Origin of the sequence: Achromobacter sp. Marseille-Q4962, from assembly GCF_943737005.1 — a bacterium.
Classification (GTDB): domain Bacteria; phylum Pseudomonadota; class Gammaproteobacteria; order Burkholderiales; family Burkholderiaceae_B; genus Achromobacter.
In genome coordinates this window covers 54,051-74,963 of sequence record NZ_CALSFU010000004.1, presented here as the reverse complement: position 1 = coordinate 74,963, position 20,913 = coordinate 54,051, and the positions used below count along the sequence as shown (strand labels likewise).

The window sequence follows — 20,913 nt, the reverse complement described above, 5'->3', positions numbered from 1 at the left end:
CGCTATTCGATGGCCACCAGTTCCGCGCCTTCGGCCACCTGGTCGCCCACGGCGTAGAAGATCTCGGCGACCTTGCCGTCGGCGGGGGCGGAGATGGTGTGCTCCATCTTCATGGCTTCCATCACCAGCAGCGGCTGGCCTTTCTCCACGGCGTCGCCCGCCTTGACGGAGATGGAGATGATCTTGCCCGGCATGGGCGCGGTCAGGCCGCCGCCGTGGTCGGCCTGGGCGTCTTCGGAATGCTGCAGCGGGTCGTAGAGCTCGAGCGTGTGGGCGCCGTCTGCGCCGAAGACGTAGGCGCGGCCGGCGTGCAGCGCGACGTTGCCGCCGGCTTCGCGTCCGTCCAGCGTGATGCGCAGCGCGCCGTCGTGCGCCTGCCAGTGGAAGGCCCGCGGCCCGTCGCCGGCGTCGATCGTCCATTGCGCGCCGTCGCGGGCGATTTGCACGTCGCGGCTGGCGCCGTTGTCCACCCATTGCAGGCGGCGCGTGTAGCGCCCGACCAGGCGCCAGCCGTCGCGCGCGTCCCAGGGGTCGCCGGCGTGCCGCGTCTGCGGCTGCGGCAGGCCTTCGGCGGCCAGCACCGCGGCCGAGGCCAGCGCCAGTTCCAGGGCGCCGGCCGGCCGGGGCTCGGGCAGCAGCGTGGCGCGCCGCCGCTCGATGAGGCCGGTGTCCAGGTCGGCCGTGGCGAAGGCTTCGTCGCGCATGAGGCGGGAAAGAAAGGCCACGTTGGTCTGCACGCCCACGACCTGCGTGTCGGCCAGCGCCTGCACCATGCGGGCGCGGGCCTGGCCGCGGTCCGCGCCCCACACGATGAGCTTGGCGATCATGGGGTCGTAGTACGGCGTGATGGTGTCGCCCGCGCGCACGCCGCCGTCCACCCGGATGTCGCCGTTGGTGAAGGCGGTGTGCGGGGGCAGGCGCAGGTGCGCCAGCGTGCCGATGGAAGGCAGGAAACCCTTTTCGGGGTTCTCGGCGTAGAGGCGGGCCTCGATGGCGTGGCCATGGATGCGCAGATCCTGCTGGCGCGCCGGCAGGGGCTCGCCGGCGGCCACGCGCAACTGCCATTCCACCAGGTCCAGCCCGGTGATCATTTCCGTTACCGGGTGCTCCACCTGCAGCCGCGTGTTCATTTCCATGAAGTAGAAGCGGCCGTCGGGCTCGGCGATGAACTCCACCGTGCCCGCGCCCACATAGCCGACCGCGCGCGCGGCGGCCACGGCGGCTTCGCCCATGGCGCGGCGGCGTTCTTCGGTCATGCCGGGGGCGGGCGCTTCCTCGATGACCTTCTGGTGGCGGCGCTGTACGGAGCAGTCGCGCTCGAACAGGTACACGCAGTTGCCGTGCGTGTCCGCGAACACCTGGATTTCGATGTGGCGCGGCTTCTGCAGGTAGCGCTCGATGAGCACGCGGTCGTCGCCGAAGCTGGAGGCGGCCTCGCGCTGGCAGGAGGCGAGCGCGTCGAGGAAAGCGGCGGGGGTTTCCACCACGCGCATGCCCTTGCCGCCGCCGCCCGCGCTGGCCTTGATGAGTACGGGGTAGCCGATGGCGTCGGCCTGCGACTTGAGGAATTGCGGGTCCTGGTTGTCGCCGTGGTAGCCGGGCACCAGCGGCACGCCGGCTTTTTCCATGAGGGCCTTGGCGGCCGATTTGCTGCCCATGGCGGCAATGGCCGAGGCCGGCGGGCCCACGAAGACGATGCCGGCTTCGGCGGCGGCCTGGGCGAAGGCCTCGTTTTCCGACAGGAAGCCGTAGCCGGGGTGGATGGCTTGCGCGCCGGTGTCGCGCGCGGCTTGCAGGATGGCGTCGGCGCGCAGGTAGCTCGCGCGCGGCTCGGCGCCGCCGATGTGCACGGCTTCGTCGCAGGCGGCGACGTGCCGGGCGTCGGCGTCGGCGTCGGAATACACGGCGACGGTGCGGATGCCGAGGCGGCGGGCGGTAGCGGCGACGCGGCAGGCGATTTCGCCGCGGTTGGCAATCAGCAGGGTATCGAACATGGCGTCATCCAGGCAGAAACTCGTTCCAAACACTCTTCCAAACAGCCCCATCGCCCCTCTTGCGCCGGTCCATCCGGGACGCCGCGGACCCGGCTTTGCCGGTCCGCCGGCGTCGCCCGCTTGAGGGGGGCGCGCAGCGCACAGGGAGTGGGTCTTCCTCTACATGCGGAATACCCCGAACCGCGTGTCCTCGATCGGAGCATTGAGCGCCGCCGACAGCGCCAGGCCGAGCACGCGGCGCGTGTCGGCGGGGGCGATGATGCCGTCGTCCCAGAGGCGGGCGGTGGCGTAGTAGGGGTGGCCTTCGCGCTCGTACTGCGCGCGGATGGGGGCCTTGAACGCTTCCTCTTCTTCGGCCGGCCACTGGCCGCCGCGGGCTTCGATGCCATCGCGCTTGACGGTGGCCAGCACGCTGGCGGCCTGTTCGCCGCCCATGACCGAGATGCGGGCATTGGGCCACATGAACAGCATGCGCGGCGAATAGGCGCGGCCGCACATGCCGTAATTGCCCGCGCCGAAGGAGCCGCCGATGAGGACGGTGAACTTGGGCACGGCGGCGGTGGCCACGGCGGTGACCATCTTCGCGCCGTGGCGCGCGATGCCTTCGTTTTCGTATTTGCGCCCCACCATGAACCCGGTGATGTTCTGCAGGAACACCAGCGGGATCTTGCGCTGGGCGCACAGTTCGATGAAGTGCGCGCCTTTCTGCGCGGACTCGGAGAACAGAATGCCGTTGTTGGCCACGATGCCCACGGGCATGCCGTGGATGTGCGCGAATCCGGTGACCAGGGTGGGCCCGAATCGCGCCTTGAATTCGTCGAACTCGGAGCCGTCGACGATGCGCGCGATGACTTCGCGCACGTCGTAGGGCTTGCGGGTGTCGGCGGGAATGATGCCGTCGAGTTCGGCCGGATCGTAGCGCGGCTCGCGCGCCGGCTTGAGCGCGAGGGGCTGGGGCTTCTTGAGGTTGAGCCGCGCCACCGCGTTGCGCGCCAGTTGCAGCGCGTGCATGTCGTTGGCGGCCAGGTGGTCGGCCACGCCGGACAGGCGGGTGTGCACGTCGCCGCCGCCCAGGTCTTCGGCGCTGACTTCCTCGCCCGTGGCGGCTTTCACCAGGGGCGGACCGCCCAGGAAGATGGTGCCCTGGTTGCGCACGATGATGGACTCGTCGCTCATCGCGGGCACGTAGGCGCCGCCGGCGGTGCAGGAGCCCATGACCACCGCGATCTGCGCGATGCCTTGCGACGACATCTGCGCCTGGTTGTAGAAGATGCGGCCGAAATGGTCGCGGTCGGGAAACACCTCGTCCTGGCGGGGCAGGTTGGCGCCGCCCGAATCCACCAGGTACACGCAGGGCAGGCGGTTCTGCGCCGCGATCTCCTGCGCACGCAGGTGCTTCTTGACGGTCATGGGGTAGTAGGTGCCGCCCTTGACCGTGGCATCGTTGCACACGATGACGCATTCCGTGCCGGCGATGCGGCCGATGCCGGTGATGATGCCCGCTCCGGGCGCTTCGTCGTTGTACATGCCGTGCGCGGCCAGGGGCGACAGCTCCAGGAACGGGCTGCCCGGATCGATCAGCCGCTCCACGCGCTCGCGCGGCAGCAGCTTGCCTCGCGCCACGTGCTTGGCGCGCGCGGATTCGCTGCCGCCCTGCGCGGCCTGCGCCAGTTGCCGGCTCAGATCGTCGAGTTGCGCCTGCATGGCGCGCGCGTTATCGGAAAAATCCTGCGACCGCGGATTGATGCGGGAATCGATGATGGGCATGGGGTTCCACCCGTCCTGCTGTTTTTGAATAATGGGAGCGGTCCGGGCGCGGCGCGCCCGGGCTGCGGTGGGAGGGGAAAACGGCGCGCGGCGACTGTCTCCTTGCAGCCGCGCGCCGCGGGGCTTACAGCATTTCGATGGCCATGGCCACGGCTTCGCCGCCGCCGATGCACAGCGTGGCCACGCCACGCTTGCCGCCGGTCTTGCGCAGCGCGCCGACCAGGGTGGCCATGAGGCGCGCGCCCGAAGCGCCGATGGGATGGCCCAGCGCGGTGGCGCCGCCGTGGATGTTGACCTTCTCGTGCGGCAGGTTGAAGTCTTTCATGGCGGCCATGGTCACCACGGCGAAGGCCTCGTTGATTTCATAGAGGTCCACGTCCCCGGCTTTCCAGCCGGTCTTGGCGAACAGGTTCTTGAGCGCGCCCACCGGAGCGGTGGTGAACCACGCCGGTTCCTGCGAGTGCTGGCTGTGGGCCACGATGCGGGCCAGCGGCTTGACGCCGAGCTTCTCGGCGGTGGAGGCGCGCATCAGCACCATGGCGGCCGCGCCGTCGGAAATGGAAGACGAGTTGGCGGCGGTGACCGTGCCGTCTTTCTTGAACGCCGGCTTCAGGGTGGGGATCTTCTCCGGCATGGCCTTGGCGGGGGCCTCGTCGGTGTCGACCACGGTGTCGCCCTTGCGGCCGGCCACGGTGACGGGGGCGATTTCCCATTTGAAGCTGCCGTCTTCGGTGGCGGCGCGGGCGCGGCGCAGCGATTCGAGCGAGAAGGCGTCCTGCTGCTCGCGGGTGAAGGCATACTTGCTCGCGCAGTCTTCGGCGAACACGCCCATGGCCTTGCCGCGGTCGTAGGCGTCTTCCAGGCCGTCGAGGGCCATGTGGTCGTACACGGTGCTGTGGCCGTAGCGGTAGCCCTGGCGGCCCTTGAGCAGCAGGTACGGCGCGTTGCTCATGCTTTCCTGGCCGCCGGCCACCACCACGCTGGCGCTGCCCGCGGCCAGCAGGTCGTGGCCGAACATGGCGGCTTTCAGGCCCGAGCCGCACACCTTGTGGATGGTGGTGCAAGACACGCCCAGGGGCAGTCCCGCGCCCAGCGCGGCCTGGCGGGCGGGCGCCTGGCCCTGTCCGGCCTGCAGCACGTTGCCCATGATGACTTCTTCGACCTGCTCGGGCTTGATGCCCGCGCGCTCGACCGCGGCCTTGATGGCCACCGAGCCCAGCTCGTGCGCGGCCAGGCCGGAAAGGCTGCCCAGCATGCCGCCCATGGGCGTGCGGGCGACGGAAACGATAACGATGGGATCTGACATGACTCTTGCTCCTGTGAGGATCGGGACAGCGCCGGTTAAGAAGAAGCCGCGCCCGCGAGAGGCTCGGGGCGCAGGCGCCTGTCTGTATCGTAAGGGAAAAATTCCTCGATCCGCCCTTGCGCCACGCGCTCGCGGCAGGCTTGCCACCATTCGGGTTCCAGCAGATCGGCATGGTGACGCATGAAGGCGTCGCGCACCCGCGCGTCGCCCAGCAGGAAGCGCCCGAACTCCTCGGGAAACACATCGTTCGGGCCGATGGCGTACCAGGGTTCGGAGGCCAGCTCCGCTTCTTCGTTGGGCGCGGGCGGAATGCGCCGGAAGTTCATTTCGGTCATGCGCTGTATTTCGTCGTAGTCATAAAACACGACGCGTCCCAGGCGCGTGACCCCGAAATTCTTGTACAGCATGTCGCCGGGGAAGATGTTGGCCGCCGCCAGCTGGCGGATGGCGTCCCCGTATTCGCGCACGGCCGGCTCCAGCAGCGCGTCCGGGGCCTGCCGCAGATAGAGGTTGAGCGGCGTCATCCGACGTTCGATGTAGACGTGGCGCAGGACCACGGTGTCGGCCGTCTCCTCGATCAGGCTGGGCACCAGCCGCCGCAGCTCGTCGAGCAGTCCGGGCGCGAAGCGGGCGCGCGGCAGCGCCACTTGGGAATACTCCCAGGTGTCGGCCATGCGGCCCACGCGGTCGTGCAGCTTCACCATCTGGTACTTGCGGCGCACCGTGGCGTGGTCCATGCCGTCTTTGTCGATGCGGTCCTTGATGAGCTTGAACACGTAGGGATAGGACGGCAGCGTGAACACGCACATCACCATGCCCTTGATCCCCGGCGCGACGTCGAAGGCGTCGCGCGAATGCGCCAGGTGGTGCAGGAAATCTCGGTAGAAGAGCGTCTTGCCCTGTTTCTGCAGGCCGATCATGGTGTAGAGCTCGGCCTTGGGCTTGCGCGGCAGCAGGCTGGACAGGAAATTCACCACCGCGGCGGGGGTTTCCATGTCCACCAGGAAATAGGCGCGCGTGAAGCTGAACAGCGTGCTCAGGTCGTCCGCGCCCAGCAGCAGGGCGTCCAGGCGCACCTGGCCGGCCGGATTGCGCGTGAGGGCCACGGCAAAGGGGTACACCGTACCCTGGTTGATGAGCCGCCCCACGATATAGGCGCCCTTGTTGCGGAAGAACAGCGAGCCCAGCGCGTGGACCTGGCAGTCGCTGGCGATGCGGCGCCCGACGTGGCGCGGAAGCTGCGCGCGCAACTGGCGCACGGCGGCGCGCGCGAGCAGCCGCGCGTCGCGCGGCAGGTCCTCGAACGGCAGCGCCAGCCCGAAGTCCGCCACCATGCGGACCAGGCTTTTCTGCAAGCCCTCCGTCACGGGGTAGTACACGCGGTACGAGGGGATGCGGCTGTCCAGGTAGTCGGTGGCCACGGCCGGCCGCACGAAGAGAAAATCGTTGTGGAAGTAGTCCCGGTGCAGGATGCGGCACGACACCGAATTGAAGAACGTTTCCGCGCACTCCGGCTGGCGGTGCTCGGCCAGCAGGCCCACGTATTCCTGCTTCACGTCCTGCCAGAAGGCGGTCTGGGCCGGCGACAGGGCGTCGGAGCCGTTGGCCGAGCGGCTTTCCGGACCGCGGCGCAGAAAGCCTTCGAGCTGCCCCGCGCACTCGCGCACGCGCATGTCGTAGTACTCGATGCGCTCGCGCGAGAGATGCTGGATGCCGTGCCAGTCGCCCGATTCGAAGAGCGCCTTGGCGCGCTGCGCGCTGTAGCGGAACAGCGCGTAGTGGCGGTCGAAGCCCGCCAGGATGAGGCGCGCGACCTCCAGCGGCGAGGGGCCCGGCACGGGCGCCTGCTCGATGTGCTGGATGTCGGACGTGCGGATCATGGCGAAGGCGTCAGGCGGTTTCGTTGAACAGCTCGCGGCCGATCAGCATGCGGCGGATCTCGCTGGTGCCCGCGCCGATCTCGTACAGCTTGGCGTCGCGCCACAGGCGGCCCACGGGATATTCGTTGATGTAGCCGTTGCCGCCCAGGATCTGCACGCCTTCGCCGGCCATCCACGTGGCTTTCTCGGCGGTGTACAGAATGAGGGCGGCGCAGTCCTTGCGCACCTGGCGCACGTGCCCGCTGCCCAGGCGGTCCAGGTTCTTGCCCACCTGGTAGCAGAAGGCGCGGCTGGCCTGCAGCGTGGTGTAAAGGTCGGCCACCTTGCCCTGGATGAGCTGGAATTCGCCGATGGGCTGGCCGAACTGCTTGCGGTCGTGGATGTAGGGCACCACCACGTCCATCACGGCCTGCATGATGCCCACCGGGCCGCCCGACAGCACGGCGCGCTCATAGTCCAGCCCGCTCATCAGCACCTTCACGCCGCCGTTGACCTGGCCCAGGACGTTTTCTTCCGGCACCTCGCAGTCCTCGAACACCAGTTCGCCGGTGTGGCTGCCGCGCATGCCGAGCTTGTCCAGCTTCTGAGCCACCGAGAATCCCTTGAAGCCCTTTTCCACCAGGAAGGCCGTGATGCCGCGCTGGTGCGCCTCGGGATCGGTCTTGGCATAGACCACCAGGGTATCGGCATCCGGCCCGTTGGTGATCCACATCTTGGTGCCGTTCAGCACGTAGCGGTCGCCCTTCTTCTCGGCGCGCAGCCGCATGCTGACCACGTCCGAGCCGGCGCCCGGCTCGCTCATGGCCAGCGCGCCCACGTGCTCGCCCGAGATCAGCTTGGGCAGGTATCTGGCTTTCTGGGCGGGCGTGCCGTTGCGGTGGATCTGGTTCACGCAGAGATTGGAGTGCGCGCCGTAGGACAGGCCGATGGAGGCGCTGGCGCGGGAAATCTCTTCCATGACGATCATGTGCGCCAGGTAGCCCATGTCGGTGCCGCCGTATTCCTCGCTGGCCGTCATGCCCAGCACGCCCAGCTCGCCGAATTTGCGCCAGAGGTCCATGGGGAACTGGTCGCTGCGGTCGACTTCGGCCGCCCGGGGGGCGATTTCGGCGAGGGCGAAATTGCGCACCGCCTCGCGCAGCATGTCCAGGTCTTCGCCCAGGTCGAAATTGAGGCCGGGAAGGTTCATCGCTGTCTCCGTGATAGTGGGTACTTACCTCTGTATGGCCGCAGGCAAGCGCGCTGCGATGGCCTCTGCGGGCCCATGATGCGCCGTCCGGCGGGCGCCGCGCAATGATGCACCGCAAATATTACGTTTACGTAAACGTAAATTTGATCCGGGTTTTCCCTAGCCAGCGGGCGGGATCGCCGGGCCGCCGCATGGGTAATATGCCTGCCGGCCGCTGGACAACGAAACACTGCAAGGGAGCAAGCCGTGCCCGGACTATCGGACCTGGAAGACATCATGGCGCTGAGGCGCGATCTGCACGCCCATCCGGAACTCTGTTACGAGGAGCACCGCACCGCCAAGGTGGTGGCCGACGCGCTGCGCGGCTGGGGCATCGAGACGCATACCGGCATCGCCAAGACCGGGGTGGTCGGCGTCGTCCGCCACGGGTCGTCGGATCGCGCCATCATGCTGCGGGCCGACATGGACGCCCTGCCCATGCAGGAAGAGAACCAGTTCGAGCACCGCTCGCGCCACGACGGCAAGATGCACGGTTGCGGCCACGACGGCCACACCGCCATGCTGCTGGCCGCGGCGCGCCACCTGCAGCGGCACGGCGGTTTCGACGGCACGGTGTATCTGTGCTTCCAGCCCGCCGAGGAAGGCGGGGCCGGCGGCCGCGCGATGATCCAGGATGGCCTGTTCGAGCGTTTTCCCTGCGAGGCCGTGTTCGGCATGCACAACTGGCCGGGCCTGCCCGCCGGCTCCTTCGGCGTGTGCGCCGGCCCCATGATGGCGGCGGCCAACGGCTTTCGCATCACCGTGCGCGGCAAGGGCGGCCATGCCGCCGCGCCGCAGGATTGCAACGACCCCGTGCCCGCGCTGTTCGCCATCGGCCAGTCGCTGCAGACCATTCTCACGCGCAGCAAGCGCCCGCTGGACGCGGCCGTGCTGTCGATTACCCAGGTCCAGGCCGGCGGCAGCGTGATCAACGTGATTCCCGACAGCGCCTGGATGGGCGGCTCGGTGCGCGCTTACAGCGACGAGGTGGTCGGCCTGATCGAGCGCCGCATGCGCGAGATCGCCGGCAGCATCGCCGCGGCCCACGGCTGCGAGGCCGAGGTGTTCTTCGAGCGCCGCTACCCGGCGCTGGTCAATACCGAGGCCGAAACCGCGTTCTGCCTGGACGTGGCGCGCGAAGTGGCCGGCGAGGGCCGCGCGCGGGTGATCGAGCCCGCCATGGCGTCGGAAGATTTCGCATTCCTGCTGCAGGCCCGGCCCGGCTGCTACATCTTCCTGGGCAACGGCCATGGCGAGCACCGCATGGCCGGCCACGGGCTGGGCCCCTGCATGCTGCACAACGCCAGCTACGACTTCAACGACGCGCTCATCGCGCCCGGCGCCACGTACTGGGTGCGGCTGGCCCAGCGCTACCTCGCGCCCTGAGCGGGCCGGGCCCTCAGCCGGCCCGGGATCCGGACATGATCACCAGCATGCCGGCCAGGCTCAGGGCCACGCCGATCCAGTCGCTGACCAGGGGCCGCACGCCGTCCACGGCCCACAGCCACATCAGCGCCATGCCGATGTAGACGCCGCCATAGGCGGCGTAGACGCGGCCCGACGCCGTGGGATGCAGCGTCAGCAGCCAGGCGAAGAGCGCCAGGCTGGCCGCAGCCGGCGCCAGCACCCAGGCGGAATATCCCTTGCGCAGCCACAGGTACGGCAGGTAGCAGCCGACGATTTCGGCCAGCGCCGTCAGGACGAAAAGAAACAGGGTCTGGAGCGCCGCCATGCCGTCAGGGCTTGCTTGCCAGCAGTTCGCGGCATTGCCGCTCCTGCTCGGCGATCTCGCGCAGGGTATCGTCGATGTCGCGGCGCTGCTGTTCCAGGGTGAGCCGGTGCTGCTCCAGCACGGCCAGGTACTGGCGCAGCTGCACCTCGGTATCTCCGGGCCCGTCGTACATGTCGATGAGCGTGCGGATTTCCGACAGCTGCAGCCCCAGCCGCTTGCCGCGCAGGGCGAGCTTGAGCCGCGTGCGGTCGCGCGGACCGAAAATGCGGTTGCGGCCCTCGCGTGACGGGCTCACGATGCCCTGGTCTTCGTAGAAGCGGATCGTGCGGGGCGTGACGCCGAATTCGCGCGCGAGCTCGGAGATGGTCCAGGTTGACGGGGGCATGCGGCGTGTGGCAGTTTACGTAAACGTAAATTATGATGACTTGACGCGATCGTCAAGCGTGAAACGAGAGAGACATGAATCCCAACGAGCACCAGCTTCAGTACCCTTTCGCGGACACCCAGCCCGGGCCCGGCCGCGCCCTCGAGGTGGCGGAGGGCGTCAAATGGATCCGCATGCCGCTTCCGTTCGCGCTGGATCATATCAACCTCTGGCTGCTCAGGGACGAGATCGACGGCCGCCAGGGCTGGACCATCGTCGACTGCGGCATTTCGCGCGACGAGGTGAAAACGCTGTGGGAGCAGGTGTTCGAGCGCGAGCTCGGCGGCCTGCCGGTGCTGCGCGTCATCGTCACGCACATGCACCCCGACCACGTGGGCCTGGCTCACTGGCTGTGCCAGCGCTGGAACGCGCCGCTCTGGATGACCATGACCGATTTCATGGTGGCGTCGCTCTGGTCGTCGCGCACGGACGGCGGCGGCCCGGGCGGGCAGTCGGCAGTGGATCATTTCGCGCGCCACGGGCTGGTGGACCCCGCCGCGCAGGCGCAGATCCGCGAGCGCGCCAACTACTATCCCAACCTGGTGCCCGCCATGCCCGGGCACTACGCCCGCATCATGCACGGCGACCAGCTGCGCATCGGCGGGCGGCCCTGGCGCGTCATCGTGGGCTACGGCCATGCGCCCGAACATGCGTCGTTCCATTCGCCCGACCTGGGCGTGCTGATTTCCGGCGACATGGTGCTGCCGCGCATTTCCACCAACGTCAGCGTGTTCGACTACGAACCCGACGCCAATCCCCTGCCTCTCTATCTTCGTTCGCTCGAGCGCTATGCCGACCTGCCCGGCGACACGCTGGTGCTGCCTTCGCACGGGCGTCCGTTCAAGGGCCTGCACGAACGCATCGCGCAGCAGCAGGCGCACCACCGCGACCGCCTGCAGGACGTGCTGGATGCCTGTCGCGCGCAGCCGCAATCCACGTCGGACATCGTGCCGGTGCTGTTCAAGCGCAAGCTGGACCTGCACCAGCTCACCTTCGCCATGGGCGAGGCGCTGGCGCACCTGCATGCGCTTTATTTCGAGGGCAGGCTCACGCGCCGCCTGGGCGACGACGGCATCATGCGTTTCGCTGCGGCCTGAGGCCGCGCAGCCGGGGGCGCTTCAGCGCGCCGCCGTGGCCAGGCGCACCGCCAGGCCCACGAATACCAGGGCCGCCACGCGGTTGAGCCAGCGCTTGGCCGTGACCGAGCGCTGCAGCAGTTCGCCGAACGCGCCCGAGAAAAACGCGATGGCGCCGAACACCAGCAGCGTGGCCAGCATGAACACCGCGCCGAGCTGCACGGTCTGCCAGCCCACGGCGCCGCGCGCGGGCGAGGTGAACTGCGGCAGGAACGCGAAGAAAAACAGCAGCACCTTGGGATTGGTGAGGTTCATGATGATGCCGCGGCGGTACAGCGCGCCCGTGGCCAGCGGCGCGGGCCGCTCGCCGTCGTCGGCCCGCACCGGCGCGCGCAGGATCTGCCAGGCCAGATAGGCCAGGTAGGCCGCGCCCAGCAGCTTGAGCGCCGTGAAAGCCATTGGCGAGGCCGCGAACACGGCCGCCAGCCCCAGCGCCACCGCGGCCGTGTGGCCCAAGAGCCCGGTGCACAGCCCGAGCACCACGAACATGCCGGCCTTGCGGCCCCACACGGCCGACTGCATCAGGACGAAGAGATTGTCCGGCCCCGGCGCGAGCGCCAGCAGCGCGGCGATGCCGAAAAACGCGATGAGGGTGTCGATGGGTAGCATGGATGTCGCCTGGAATGGAATGTCGCCGCCCGCGCATGCCGGGCCGAGATGGCATGATACGGTGAAATTTCCCCGGCCTTGCGCCGCCGACCCGGAGAGACGGACCATGCAGGATTCTCAATCGCGCCCCGACGCCCAGCTGGAAACCTGGCTGCGCGAGCGTCACAGCTGCCGCGCCTTTCTGCCGCGGCCCGTGCCGCGCGCGGTCATCGAACGCATTCTGGAGCTGGCGCAGCGCACCGCGTCGTGGTGCAACTGCCAGCCCTGGCAGGTCGTCGTCACCGAGGGCGAGGGCACCGGCCGGCTGCGCGAGGCGCTGCTGCGCCGCGCCGCGATGCCGGGCTTCACGCCCGACATCCCGTTTCCGCGCGAGTACCGCGGCGCCAGCCTGGCGCGGCGGCGCGAATCCGGGTTCCAGCTCTATGACGCCGTGGGCGTGGCACGCGGCGACCGCGCGGCATACCGGCGCCAGGAGCTGCGCAATTTCGCGCTCTTCGACGCGCCGCACACGGCCATCGTCACCAGCGACGAGGCGCTGGGCGAATACGGCGCCATCGACTGCGGCGGCTACGTCGCCAACTTCATGCTGGCGGCCCAGGCCAACGGCGTGGCCACCGTGGCGCAGGCCTCGCTGGCCATGTACCCGGAAACGCTGCGCGAGGTGCTGGGCATCGGCGCGGACCGCCGCGTCGTGTGCGGCATTTCGTTCGGCTATGCCGACGCCGCGCATCCCGCCAACCGCTACCGCACCCGCCGCGCGGGCCTGGACGAAGCGGTGAGATGGTTCGCCGGTCAGGGGGAACATGTCCTGGAGCGCGCGGGCCCGGGCGCGGTATAGTCTCCCGACGATTTCCCGACGCCTGGCGGCGGCGCATGCCGCGCGGCAGGGCGTGCGCGGCGCCGGAACATTCACCCGAGAGCACTTCCTGACGATGCACAACAAGCATATCGATACGGTTCTTCAGCATGCGGGCACGGCCCCGTTCGACCCCGAAAACGGCGCCGCGCCCGTGCCTCTGCCCTCCATGCGCGCGAGCACCGTGCGGTTCCGCGACCTGGCCTCGCTCGAGGCCGCGCAGCGCCGCAAGGCCGCCGGCGAGCGCGCCATCACCTACGGCCGCATGGGCATGGACACGCATGCCGCGCTCGAAGACGTGTTCAAGCAGCTCGAGGGCGGCACCCACTGCTATCTGGCGCCCTCCGGCCTGTCGGCCATGACGATGGTAATGCTGGCCCTGTGCTCGGCCGGCGACCACGCGCTGATCTCCGACTGCGTCTACGGCCCCATGCGCGAGCTCGACGACGCGGTGCTCAAGCGCATGAACATCGAGATCAGCTACTTTTCCGCGGACGACGACCTGGAGGCGCTGGTGCGCCCCGACACGCGCCTGCTCTATGTGGAATCGCCCGGTTCGCTGCTCTTCGAGATGCTGGACATGGGCGCCATGGCCGCTTTCGCGCAAAGCCACGGGCTGGCGCTGGCCACCGACAACACCTGGGGTTCGGGCTACATCTACCGGCCGCTGTCGCTGGGCGCGCAGGTGTCCGTCATTGCCGGCACCAAATACGTGGGCGGGCATTCCGACCTGATGCTGGGCGCGGTGGTCACCAACGACGCGGCCATCGCCAGGAAACTCAACCGCACGCAGTACGCCATGGGTTACGCCATCAGCGCCGACGATGCCTGGCTGGCGCTGCGCGGCGTGCGCACCATGCCCATCCGCATGGCGCAGCACGCGCGTCATGCGCTCGAGGTCTGCAAGTTCCTGCAATCGCGGCCGGAAACCGTGCGCATCTTCCATCCGGCCTGGCCCGCGGATCCCGGCCACGCGCTGTGGCAGCGCGACTGCCTGGGGTCCAACGGCATGCTGTCGGTGGAATTGCGGCTGAGCCCGGAGCAGGCGCGCCGCTTCGTCGACGGCCTCACCCTGTTCGGCATCGGCTTTTCCTGGGGCGGCTACGAAAGCCTGGTGCAGCTCGTCTCGCCCAAGGACCTGGCCAAGCACCGCTACTGGGGCGAGGGCGACAATGCGCTGGTGCGGCTGCACATCGGCCTGGAGTCGCCCGACGACCTCATCGAGGATCTGGGCCGCGCGCTGGACGAAGCGCAGCGCTGACCGGCGGCGCGGGCTTCAGGCGGCCCGCGCCCGCATGATCCATCCGCCCACCCGGGCGGCCAGTTCCTCGCTGTTGTCGTCCATCATCAGCATGTGCGAGTTGCCGGCGATGCCCATGTCGGCGAGTTTCCACATCTCGACCCGCGCGCCTTGCGCCGCCAGGGCGGCGGCATAGGCTTCGCCGGAAGCGGCCAGGCGCGTCCATAGCGGCGTGGCGTCCAGGTAGTCTCCGTACACGAACAGGAAGGGCTTGTCCGTTACGGCGGCCGCCTGCACGGCTTCGGAAAAGCCCGAGGGCTCGATGCCGATCAGGCCGCGCACCAGCGCCGGCCTTTCGTGCAGGGCGCGGAACGCCACTTCGCCGCCGTGGCTGTGCGCCAGCACCAGGCAGGGTCCGATGCGGTCCAGCGCCGCGCAGAACCCGCGCAGCGCCGCGTCGTTGTTGCCCAGCCAGCGCGGCACCGCCTGCGGCAGGAAGGCATCGAACGCCGCCACCGGAAAGCGCTGGCCGTCGAAGGCGCGGCGGCTGGCGAAGTCTTCGGCGCGGCCGAAGCGGAACAGCGACCAGCTTTCCTCGGCGGTGCGCATGATGGGCGCGTCCGGCCATACCTGCGTGAACGGCGCCCAGCCGGCACGGCCGCGCTCCACGTTGTCCACCACGTACACGGCATGGCCCTGGCGCAGGAAATGCCGCAGCCAGCCGGGGCGGCCGTCCGGCGTGTGCTCCCACATCGCGCCCGTCATGCCGCCGTCGTGCAGCAGCACCAGCGGCAGCGGCTGGGCCAGGCGGGCCGGAACGAAATATTGCACGTAGGCCTGCTCGAAGCGGTACAGGCCGTTGGGGTCGTAGGACAGCGAGGCGGCGCGCGTGAAGGCGATCTCGCGCACGGGCTCGCCTTCGATGCGCACCGCCCGGCCACCCGCATAGAAGCTGCCTACGTCGGCCAGGGCGATGGGCTCGTCCGTCGGGGCAGACCCGCTCACGGCCTGCCTCCCTGCCTGACCAGCGGGCATTCGCTCTGCGACAGCGGCCAGGCGAGGTCGTCGCCGGGAATGGTGCGCACGACCTGGTAATAATCCCAAGGCTGCGTGGACTGCGCGGGCGTCTTCACCTGGGCGAGCAGCATGTCGCGCACCACCAGGCCGTCCGCGCGGATGTGCGCATGCAGGCTGAACGGGTCGTTGATGGGCAGGGACTTCATTTTCGCCATGACCGCGTCGGCGTCCGTGGTGCCGGCGGCCTGCACGGCGCGCAGGTAGTGCCGCACCGAGCCGTACACCCCGGCCTGCAGGAAAGTGGGCGGATGCCCCACGCGCTGCTGGAACTTGCGGGTGAAGGCGCGCGTGCCGTCGTTCATGTCCCAGTACGACGGCACGGTCAGGTAGGTGTGCTGGGCGACGGCCAGGCCCAGGCTGTGCACGTCGGTCAGCAGGAGCAGCATGGCGGCGAGCTTCTGGCCGCCGGCCGCGATGCCGAACTCCGCTGCCTGCTTGATGGCCGAGATCGTGTCGCCGCCCGCGTTCGCGATGGCGATGATCTGCGCCTTGGAAGCCTGCGCCTGCAATAGGAAGGACGCGAAATCGGAGGCATTGAGCGGGTGGTACACCGTGCCCGCCACTTCGCCGCCGTGCGCCTGCACCACCGCCTGCGTATCGGCGGCGAGCTGCTTGCCGAAGGCGTAGTCGGACGCGAGGATGAACCAGCGCTTGCCGCCCTCGTTGACCACGGCCGTCGCGGTGCCGCGGGACAGCGCATACGTGGTGTACGTCCACTGGATGCCGTAGGGCGAGCACTGGGCCTGCGAGAGCGCGGTGGTGCCCGCGCTGGATACCAGCAGCAGCTTCTTCTTTTCGCGGGCCACGCCCTGCACGGCCAGTGCGACCGCGGAGTTGGGCACGTCCACGATCACGTCCACCCCGTCGGCGTCGTACCATTTGCGTGCCATGCCGCTGCCGATGTCGGGGCGGTGCTGGTGGTCGCCCGAGATCAGGGTGATGGGCTTGCCCAGCGCCGAGCCGCCCATTTCCTCGATGGCGAGCCGGGCGGCCTCCACCGAGCCCTTGCCCGTGGCGTCGGCCGTGACGCCCGCCATGTCGGTCAGCACGCCGATCTTGACGCCGTCGGCGTCGTTGGCGGACGCGGAAAATGCGGCCAGCGCCAGGCACAGGCCCAGCGCCGCGCGGCTGCGCAGCATGTGTGTCTTCATGGTCTCCACCCTCTGTGCGCCGCCGGAAGACGGCGGGTCTTGTTGTGCAGGCAGTGTAGCGCCGGCCCAAAGAATCTATGGTCAGCCCGATTTTTGCAAGCAAGTTCGTGTTGGCGTAAATTGGGCTTGCTCAAATCTATTCGGAGTCGGTTGGGGACAGGTCCCCCGCTCCATGATGAGAGTCGCGCCCGGCAAACCTCAAAAAAGCCCTCAGCATCTAGGTGCTGGATTCTTTGCCAGGTTTTTTGCCAGGCCGTTGAGCCGTTTATGTCTTCACGTACTCGCGTCGCAAAACCAGGAAGTGACAGCGTAAAACGGTGATGAAGCTCAGGCTGCTGCTACAGCCTGCTGACTTCGGTAGTTCGTTCCGTTGGCGAGGATGGCCCAGGCTATCCTCGCCAATTTATTGGCCAGCGCACAGGCCACCACGTTCGAGTGGCGCCTTGCCAGCAGCTCGCGCACCCAGATGCCCAGCCGGTCCGTGCGCTGCTCGACGCGTTGCATGATCGCTCGTGCACCCTGCACCAGCAGCCGCCTGAGGTTTTTGTCGCCGCGTTTGCTAATGCCCAGCAGCGTGGGCTTGCCGCCCGTGCTGTACTGCCGTGGCACCAGGCCTGCCGAGGCGGCGAACTGGCGTGCCGAACCGAATTGCTGCGCATCGCCTAGTTCTGTCATCAGCACGCTCGCCGTGATCGGCCCGATGCCGGGGATCTCCAGCAGCCGCTGGCTGCGTTCATCCTCGCGCAGTTGCTGGCACAACTCGCGCTCGATCTGGGCGATTTGCTCGTCCAGATACTTGAAATGGGTTTGCAGCCGTTCAAGCAGTGCCACCAACCGGGGCGGCAGCTCATGCTCGGCCAGCACCGCCGGCAGGCGCCGGATGATTGCCTGGCCACGGGGTAGGCTGATGCCGAACTCCAGCAAAAAGGCGTGAAGCTGGTTGATCACGCCCATGCGCTCGCGTACCAGCGACTCCCGTACACGGTGCAGCGCCGAGACGGTCTGCTGGGCCTCGTTGCGAACGCTCACGAACCGCATGCTTGGACGCGAGGCGGCTTCGCAGATCGCCTGCGCATCGGCGAAGTCGTTCTTGTTGCCCTGCACAAAGGGGCGCACAAACTGGGGCGAGATCAGCTTGGCCTGGTGACCCTCATCCTGCCCGTGCAGATGGAAGCTATGCTTGCCCAGATCGATACCAATCAGCGTGACGGTGTTCATGAGAGGTCTCCCAGAAAGAACAATCCCCACTCAGCGTACCGCTTCGTGGGGATCGGGCTGACCATCTCATTAAGCCCCTTGCGGGGCTTTCGCGGCGGCGGCCGGCGCTTGCTGTCGGCCTTGCTACTGGCGGGCCATGGGGATGAGGCGGTTCACTTCCTTCAGGGCGCCTTCGTAGCTGTTGCCGGCCATCACGGGCGAGGTCATGAACTTGCCGCCGACGGCGAACGACGGCGTGCCCTCGATGCGGTAGGCGTTGGCGAGCTGGTTGGCGCGCTCGACCTGGGTCTGCACGCTGAACGAATCGAACACGGAATCGAACTTGGCGCGATCCACGCCCTGCGTGGCGATCCACTCGCCCATGGCCTTCTTGTCGAACAGGCGCTTGTGTTCGCCGTGGATGGCGGTGAAAACCTTGGCGTGCAGGTCGGGGCGCTCCAGGGCCTGCAGCGTGTAGTAGAGCTGCTGCAGCGGCTTCATGCCGGCATTGAAGGCGATGGGCACGCGCTTGAGCACCACGTCCTGGGGCGCCGTCTTTTCCCAGTCTTCGACCAGCGGCTCCATCGCGGCGCAGTGCGGGCAGGTGTAGGCGAAGAATTCCAGCACCTCGATCTTGCCCGGGGTGTCGGAGGGCAGCGGCGGATTGATGGCGACATATTGTTGCGCGCCCTGCGCATGGCTGGCGGCGCTGAAGAACGCCGTGGCGGTCAGGGCGGCGGCGGCAAGGAGGCGAAGAAGCTTGGTCGACAGCATGTTGCGGGTTTCCTGGATGAAAGCGTTACAGACCACGGACGGGCCGGTTTGGTTCACTGCCCGCCGGCGCACTGCGTCATTGGCGCACCACGGCGGTTTCGATCTTGTTTTCGCCCAGCCTGCCGCGTGCCCGGTTCATGTCGTCCAGGCGGGCGAAGGGGCCGACGCGCACGCGGTTCAGCGGCTTGCCGTCCACGGTGGCGCGCTGCACGGCCACCGGCAGCCCCAGCAGGATGATGCGGGCCTTGAGCGATTCCGCCTCTTCCTGGCCGCGGAAAGCGCCGGCCTGCAGGTAATACGTGCCCGTGGCCGCCGGGGCCGCGGCGGCGGGCTTGGCGGGGACGGCGGGCGCCGGCGCCGCCTTGGAAATGGGCGTGGGCGGCACGTTGGCGGCCGGCGCCCCGGCGGCCGCGCCAGCGCTGGGCAGCGTGGCGATCAGGGCGCCGAGATCGTCGGTCTTGCCGGCCGGCGCGTCGCCGCCGTTGGCCGCAGGCCCGGTTCCGGGCAGCGGGGCCGGCGCCGTGGCCGTGGGGCCGCTGGGCGGCGGGCCCGCCGCGCCGTCGCGGCCGTACAGTCCGGCGTTGGGGTCGGGCGCCTGGCGCGGGTCGGGCAGCTTGCCGCCCGAATCCTGGCGGCTGGCGCGGTCCACGAAGGGAACGGGGGCCTTGGTGACATAGAACGCCACCACCGCCGCCACGATGAGCCCGAGCAGCAGGCCGGCGAGCGCTCCGTACAGGGTGCTGCCGCTCTCGCCGGAGCGTCGGCCGCCGGAGCGCCGGGAGGTTTTTTGCTTGGTTGCCATGTCCCGATGTTACATCCGCTCGGGCGCGGACACGCCCAGCAGCTGCAGCCCGTTGGCCAGGACCTGGCGCGTGGTGGCGGCCAGGCGCAGGCGCGCCAGTTTCAGCGCCGGATCGTCGACCAGCACGCGCTCGGCGTTGTACCAGGCATGGAAATCCGAGGCGCAGTCGCGCAGCCAGAAGGCGACGTGGTGCGGCGAGAGCTCCTGGGCGGCCAGGGCCACCATGCCGGGGAATTCCGCCAGGCGCTGCATGAGGGCGAATTCGGTGGGCGCGGTCAGCAGGGAGGGGTCGGCGGCGGCGATGCCGGCCGCCGGCACGCCGGCATTGTTCACCACCGAGCAGATGCGGGCGTGGGCGTACTGGATGTAGTAGACGGGGTTTTCGTCGCTCTTGGACAGGGCCAGGTCCACGTCGAACACGAATTCGGTGTCGGCGCGGCGCTGGATCAGGAAGTAGCGCACCGCGTCGCGGCCCACCCAGTCGATCAGGTCGCGCATGGTGACGTAGCTGCCGGCGCGCTTGGAGATCTTCACCTCTTCGCCGCCGCGCATCACCTTGACCATTTTGTGCAGCACGTAGGCCGGGTAGTCCTTGGGTATGCCTTCGTTCAGGGCCTGCAGGCCGGCGCGCACGCGCGCCACGGTGCCGTGGTGGTCGCTGCCCTGGATGTTCACGGCCTTGTGGAAGCCGCGTTCCCATTTGGCCTTGTGGTAGGCCACGTCCGGCACGAAATAGGTGTAGCCGCCCTCGCTTTTGCGCATGACGCGGTCTTTGTCGTCGCCCGTGCCCAGCTCGGTGGTGCGCAGCCAGAGCGCGCCGCCCTCTTCATAGGTGTGGCCGCCGGCGATCAGGGCCTGCACCGTGGCTTCCACCCGGCCCGAAGTGTAGAGCGAGCTTTCCAGATAGTAATTGTCGAAAGCCAGCCCGAACGCCTGGAGGTCGAGATCCTGCTCGCGGCGCAGGTAGGCCACCGCGAAGCGGCGGATGTCGTCCAGGTTGTCGATGTCGCCGGAGGCCGTCACGGGCTCGCCGTCGCTGGCCTGGATGGTCTTGCCGGCCTGGAAGTCGCGTGCGATGTCGACGATGTAGTCGCCCTTGTAGCCGTCGGCCGGCCATTCGGGGGAATCGGTGGACAGGCCCCGGGCGCGCGCCTGCACGCTGATGGCCAGGTTGTTGATCTGGTTGCCGGCGTCGTTGTAGTAGAACTCGCGCGTCACGTCCCAGCCGCTGGCGTCGTACAGGCGGCAGATCGCGTCGCCCAGGGCGGCCTGGCGGGCATGGCCCACGTGCAGCGGGCCGGTGGGGTTGGCCGACACGAATTCCACCAGGATCTTCTCGCCGTTGCGGGGCGCGCGGCCGAAAGCCTCGCCCTGTCCGGCGACGGCGGCGATCACGGCCTGGCGGGCGGCCGCGGTCAGGCGCAGGTTGATGAATCCGGGGCCGGCGACCTCGGCGCTTTCGACCAGCGCGCGCGCCTGGGCGTCGGCCATCAGGGCGTCCACGATGGACTGGGCCAGCTCGCGCGGGTTGCGGCGGGCAGGCTTGGCGAGCTGCATGGCCACGTTGGTGGCGGCGTCGCCGTGGGCGGCGACCTTGGGGCGCTCGAGCTGCACCTCGGCCCGGGCGTCGGGGACGGCCTGGGCCACGGCGGACTGGATCAGGGAAATAAGTTGTTTCTGTTGCTCGGGGAGCATGGGCGTCTGGAGAAGTTCTGAAGAAGCGGCGGGGCTGCGGAGCGC

The 20,913-nt window shown here is 68.7% G+C and carries 18 protein-coding genes; 4 read left to right on the top strand and 14 right to left on the bottom strand.

Going from position 1 to position 20,913, the window contains the following annotated elements; translation table 11 throughout:
• Positions 1-2: 2 nt before the first annotated feature.
• The 5 genes from NGJ44_RS04470 to NGJ44_RS04450 form a co-directional block, all read right to left on the bottom strand.
• Positions 3-1,994 carry an acetyl/propionyl/methylcrotonyl-CoA carboxylase subunit alpha gene (locus tag NGJ44_RS04470; RefSeq protein ID WP_251863218.1) on the bottom strand — a complete coding sequence of 664 codons (1,992 nt, stop codon included), beginning with the start codon at positions 1,992-1,994 and terminating at the stop codon, positions 3-5.
• A 159-nt stretch (positions 1,995-2,153) separates the two neighbouring features.
• The gene (locus NGJ44_RS04465) at positions 2,154-3,761 is read right to left on the bottom strand and encodes a carboxyl transferase domain-containing protein (RefSeq protein WP_053243787.1); all 1,608 of its coding nucleotides are present in this window, start codon (positions 3,759-3,761) and stop codon (positions 2,154-2,156) included.
• A gap of 124 nt (positions 3,762-3,885) precedes the next feature.
• Entirely contained in the window at positions 3,886-5,067 is a 1,182-nt protein-coding gene (locus NGJ44_RS04460; RefSeq protein WP_053243786.1) for an acetyl-CoA C-acetyltransferase, read from the bottom strand.
• Between the two features lie 35 nt (positions 5,068-5,102).
• Positions 5,103-6,947 (bottom strand): bifunctional isocitrate dehydrogenase kinase/phosphatase, encoded by a 1,845-nt coding sequence (aceK, locus tag NGJ44_RS04455; RefSeq protein WP_251863217.1) that lies wholly within the window; start codon positions 6,945-6,947, stop codon positions 5,103-5,105.
• 10 nt (positions 6,948-6,957) lie between these two features.
• The gene (locus tag NGJ44_RS04450; protein ID WP_251863216.1) at positions 6,958-8,136 is read right to left on the bottom strand and encodes an isovaleryl-CoA dehydrogenase; all 1,179 of its coding nucleotides are present in this window, start codon (positions 8,134-8,136) and stop codon (positions 6,958-6,960) included.
• 276 nt (positions 8,137-8,412) lie between these two features.
• Here NGJ44_RS04450 and NGJ44_RS04445 point away from each other — a divergent pair, with 276 nt between their 5' ends.
• The gene (locus NGJ44_RS04445) at positions 8,413-9,561 is read left to right on the top strand and encodes a M20 aminoacylase family protein (protein WP_502802106.1); all 1,149 of its coding nucleotides are present in this window, start codon (positions 8,413-8,415) and stop codon (positions 9,559-9,561) included.
• A 13-nt stretch (positions 9,562-9,574) separates the two neighbouring features.
• Here the strand turns inward: NGJ44_RS04445 and NGJ44_RS04440 are convergent, their stop codons facing one another.
• Positions 9,575-9,907 carry a YnfA family protein gene (locus tag NGJ44_RS04440; RefSeq protein WP_251863214.1) on the bottom strand — a complete coding sequence of 111 codons (333 nt, stop codon included), beginning with the start codon at positions 9,905-9,907 and terminating at the stop codon, positions 9,575-9,577.
• A gap of 4 nt (positions 9,908-9,911) precedes the next feature.
• Positions 9,912-10,292 carry a MerR family transcriptional regulator gene (locus NGJ44_RS04435; RefSeq protein WP_053245340.1) on the bottom strand — a complete coding sequence of 127 codons (381 nt, stop codon included), beginning with the start codon at positions 10,290-10,292 and terminating at the stop codon, positions 9,912-9,914.
• A 74-nt stretch (positions 10,293-10,366) separates the two neighbouring features.
• On the opposite strand from NGJ44_RS04435, the gene NGJ44_RS04430 reads away from it, so the two are divergent.
• Positions 10,367-11,428: an MBL fold metallo-hydrolase gene (locus NGJ44_RS04430; protein ID WP_251863213.1), complete on the top strand. Its 1,062-nt coding sequence runs from the start codon at positions 10,367-10,369 to the stop codon at positions 11,426-11,428.
• 21 nt (positions 11,429-11,449) lie between these two features.
• Here NGJ44_RS04430 and NGJ44_RS04425 read toward each other — a convergent pair whose 3' ends face one another.
• Complete coding sequence (locus tag NGJ44_RS04425) at positions 11,450-12,076, bottom strand: LysE family translocator (RefSeq protein WP_053245338.1); 627 nt, start codon at positions 12,074-12,076, stop codon at positions 11,450-11,452.
• Between the two features lie 106 nt (positions 12,077-12,182).
• Here NGJ44_RS04425 and NGJ44_RS04420 point away from each other — a divergent pair, with 106 nt between their 5' ends.
• A complete protein-coding gene (locus NGJ44_RS04420; protein ID WP_053245337.1) occupies positions 12,183-12,914 on the top strand; it encodes a nitroreductase in 732 nt (243 codons plus the stop codon).
• A gap of 94 nt (positions 12,915-13,008) precedes the next feature.
• Positions 13,009-14,193, top strand: a complete 1,185-nt coding sequence (gene metC, locus NGJ44_RS04415) for a cystathionine beta-lyase (RefSeq protein WP_053245336.1) — start codon at positions 13,009-13,011, stop codon at positions 14,191-14,193.
• Between the two features lie 15 nt (positions 14,194-14,208).
• Here metC and NGJ44_RS04410 read toward each other — a convergent pair whose 3' ends face one another.
• From NGJ44_RS04410 to argS, 6 genes are all read right to left on the bottom strand, one after another.
• A complete protein-coding gene (locus NGJ44_RS04410; protein ID WP_251863212.1) occupies positions 14,209-15,207 on the bottom strand; it encodes an alpha/beta hydrolase in 999 nt (332 codons plus the stop codon).
• The gene (locus NGJ44_RS04405) at positions 15,174-16,400 is read right to left on the bottom strand and encodes an ABC transporter substrate-binding protein (RefSeq protein ID WP_053245334.1); all 1,227 of its coding nucleotides are present in this window, start codon (positions 16,398-16,400) and stop codon (positions 15,174-15,176) included. The genes NGJ44_RS04410 and NGJ44_RS04405 overlap by 34 nt, the downstream gene beginning before the upstream one ends.
• A 327-nt stretch (positions 16,401-16,727) precedes the next feature.
• Positions 16,728-17,618: an IS110 family RNA-guided transposase gene (locus NGJ44_RS04400; protein ID WP_251863211.1), complete on the bottom strand. Its 891-nt coding sequence runs from the start codon at positions 17,616-17,618 to the stop codon at positions 16,728-16,730.
• Between the two features lie 123 nt (positions 17,619-17,741).
• A complete protein-coding gene (locus NGJ44_RS04395) occupies positions 17,742-18,371 on the bottom strand; it encodes a thiol:disulfide interchange protein DsbA/DsbL (protein ID WP_251863210.1) in 630 nt (209 codons plus the stop codon).
• Between the two features lie 76 nt (positions 18,372-18,447).
• Positions 18,448-19,173, bottom strand: a complete 726-nt coding sequence (locus tag NGJ44_RS04390; protein ID WP_251863209.1) for an SPOR domain-containing protein — start codon at positions 19,171-19,173, stop codon at positions 18,448-18,450.
• A gap of 9 nt (positions 19,174-19,182) precedes the next feature.
• The gene (argS, locus tag NGJ44_RS04385; protein ID WP_251863208.1) at positions 19,183-20,868 is read right to left on the bottom strand and encodes an arginine--tRNA ligase; all 1,686 of its coding nucleotides are present in this window, start codon (positions 20,866-20,868) and stop codon (positions 19,183-19,185) included.
• Between the last annotated feature and the right edge of the window lie 45 nt (positions 20,869-20,913).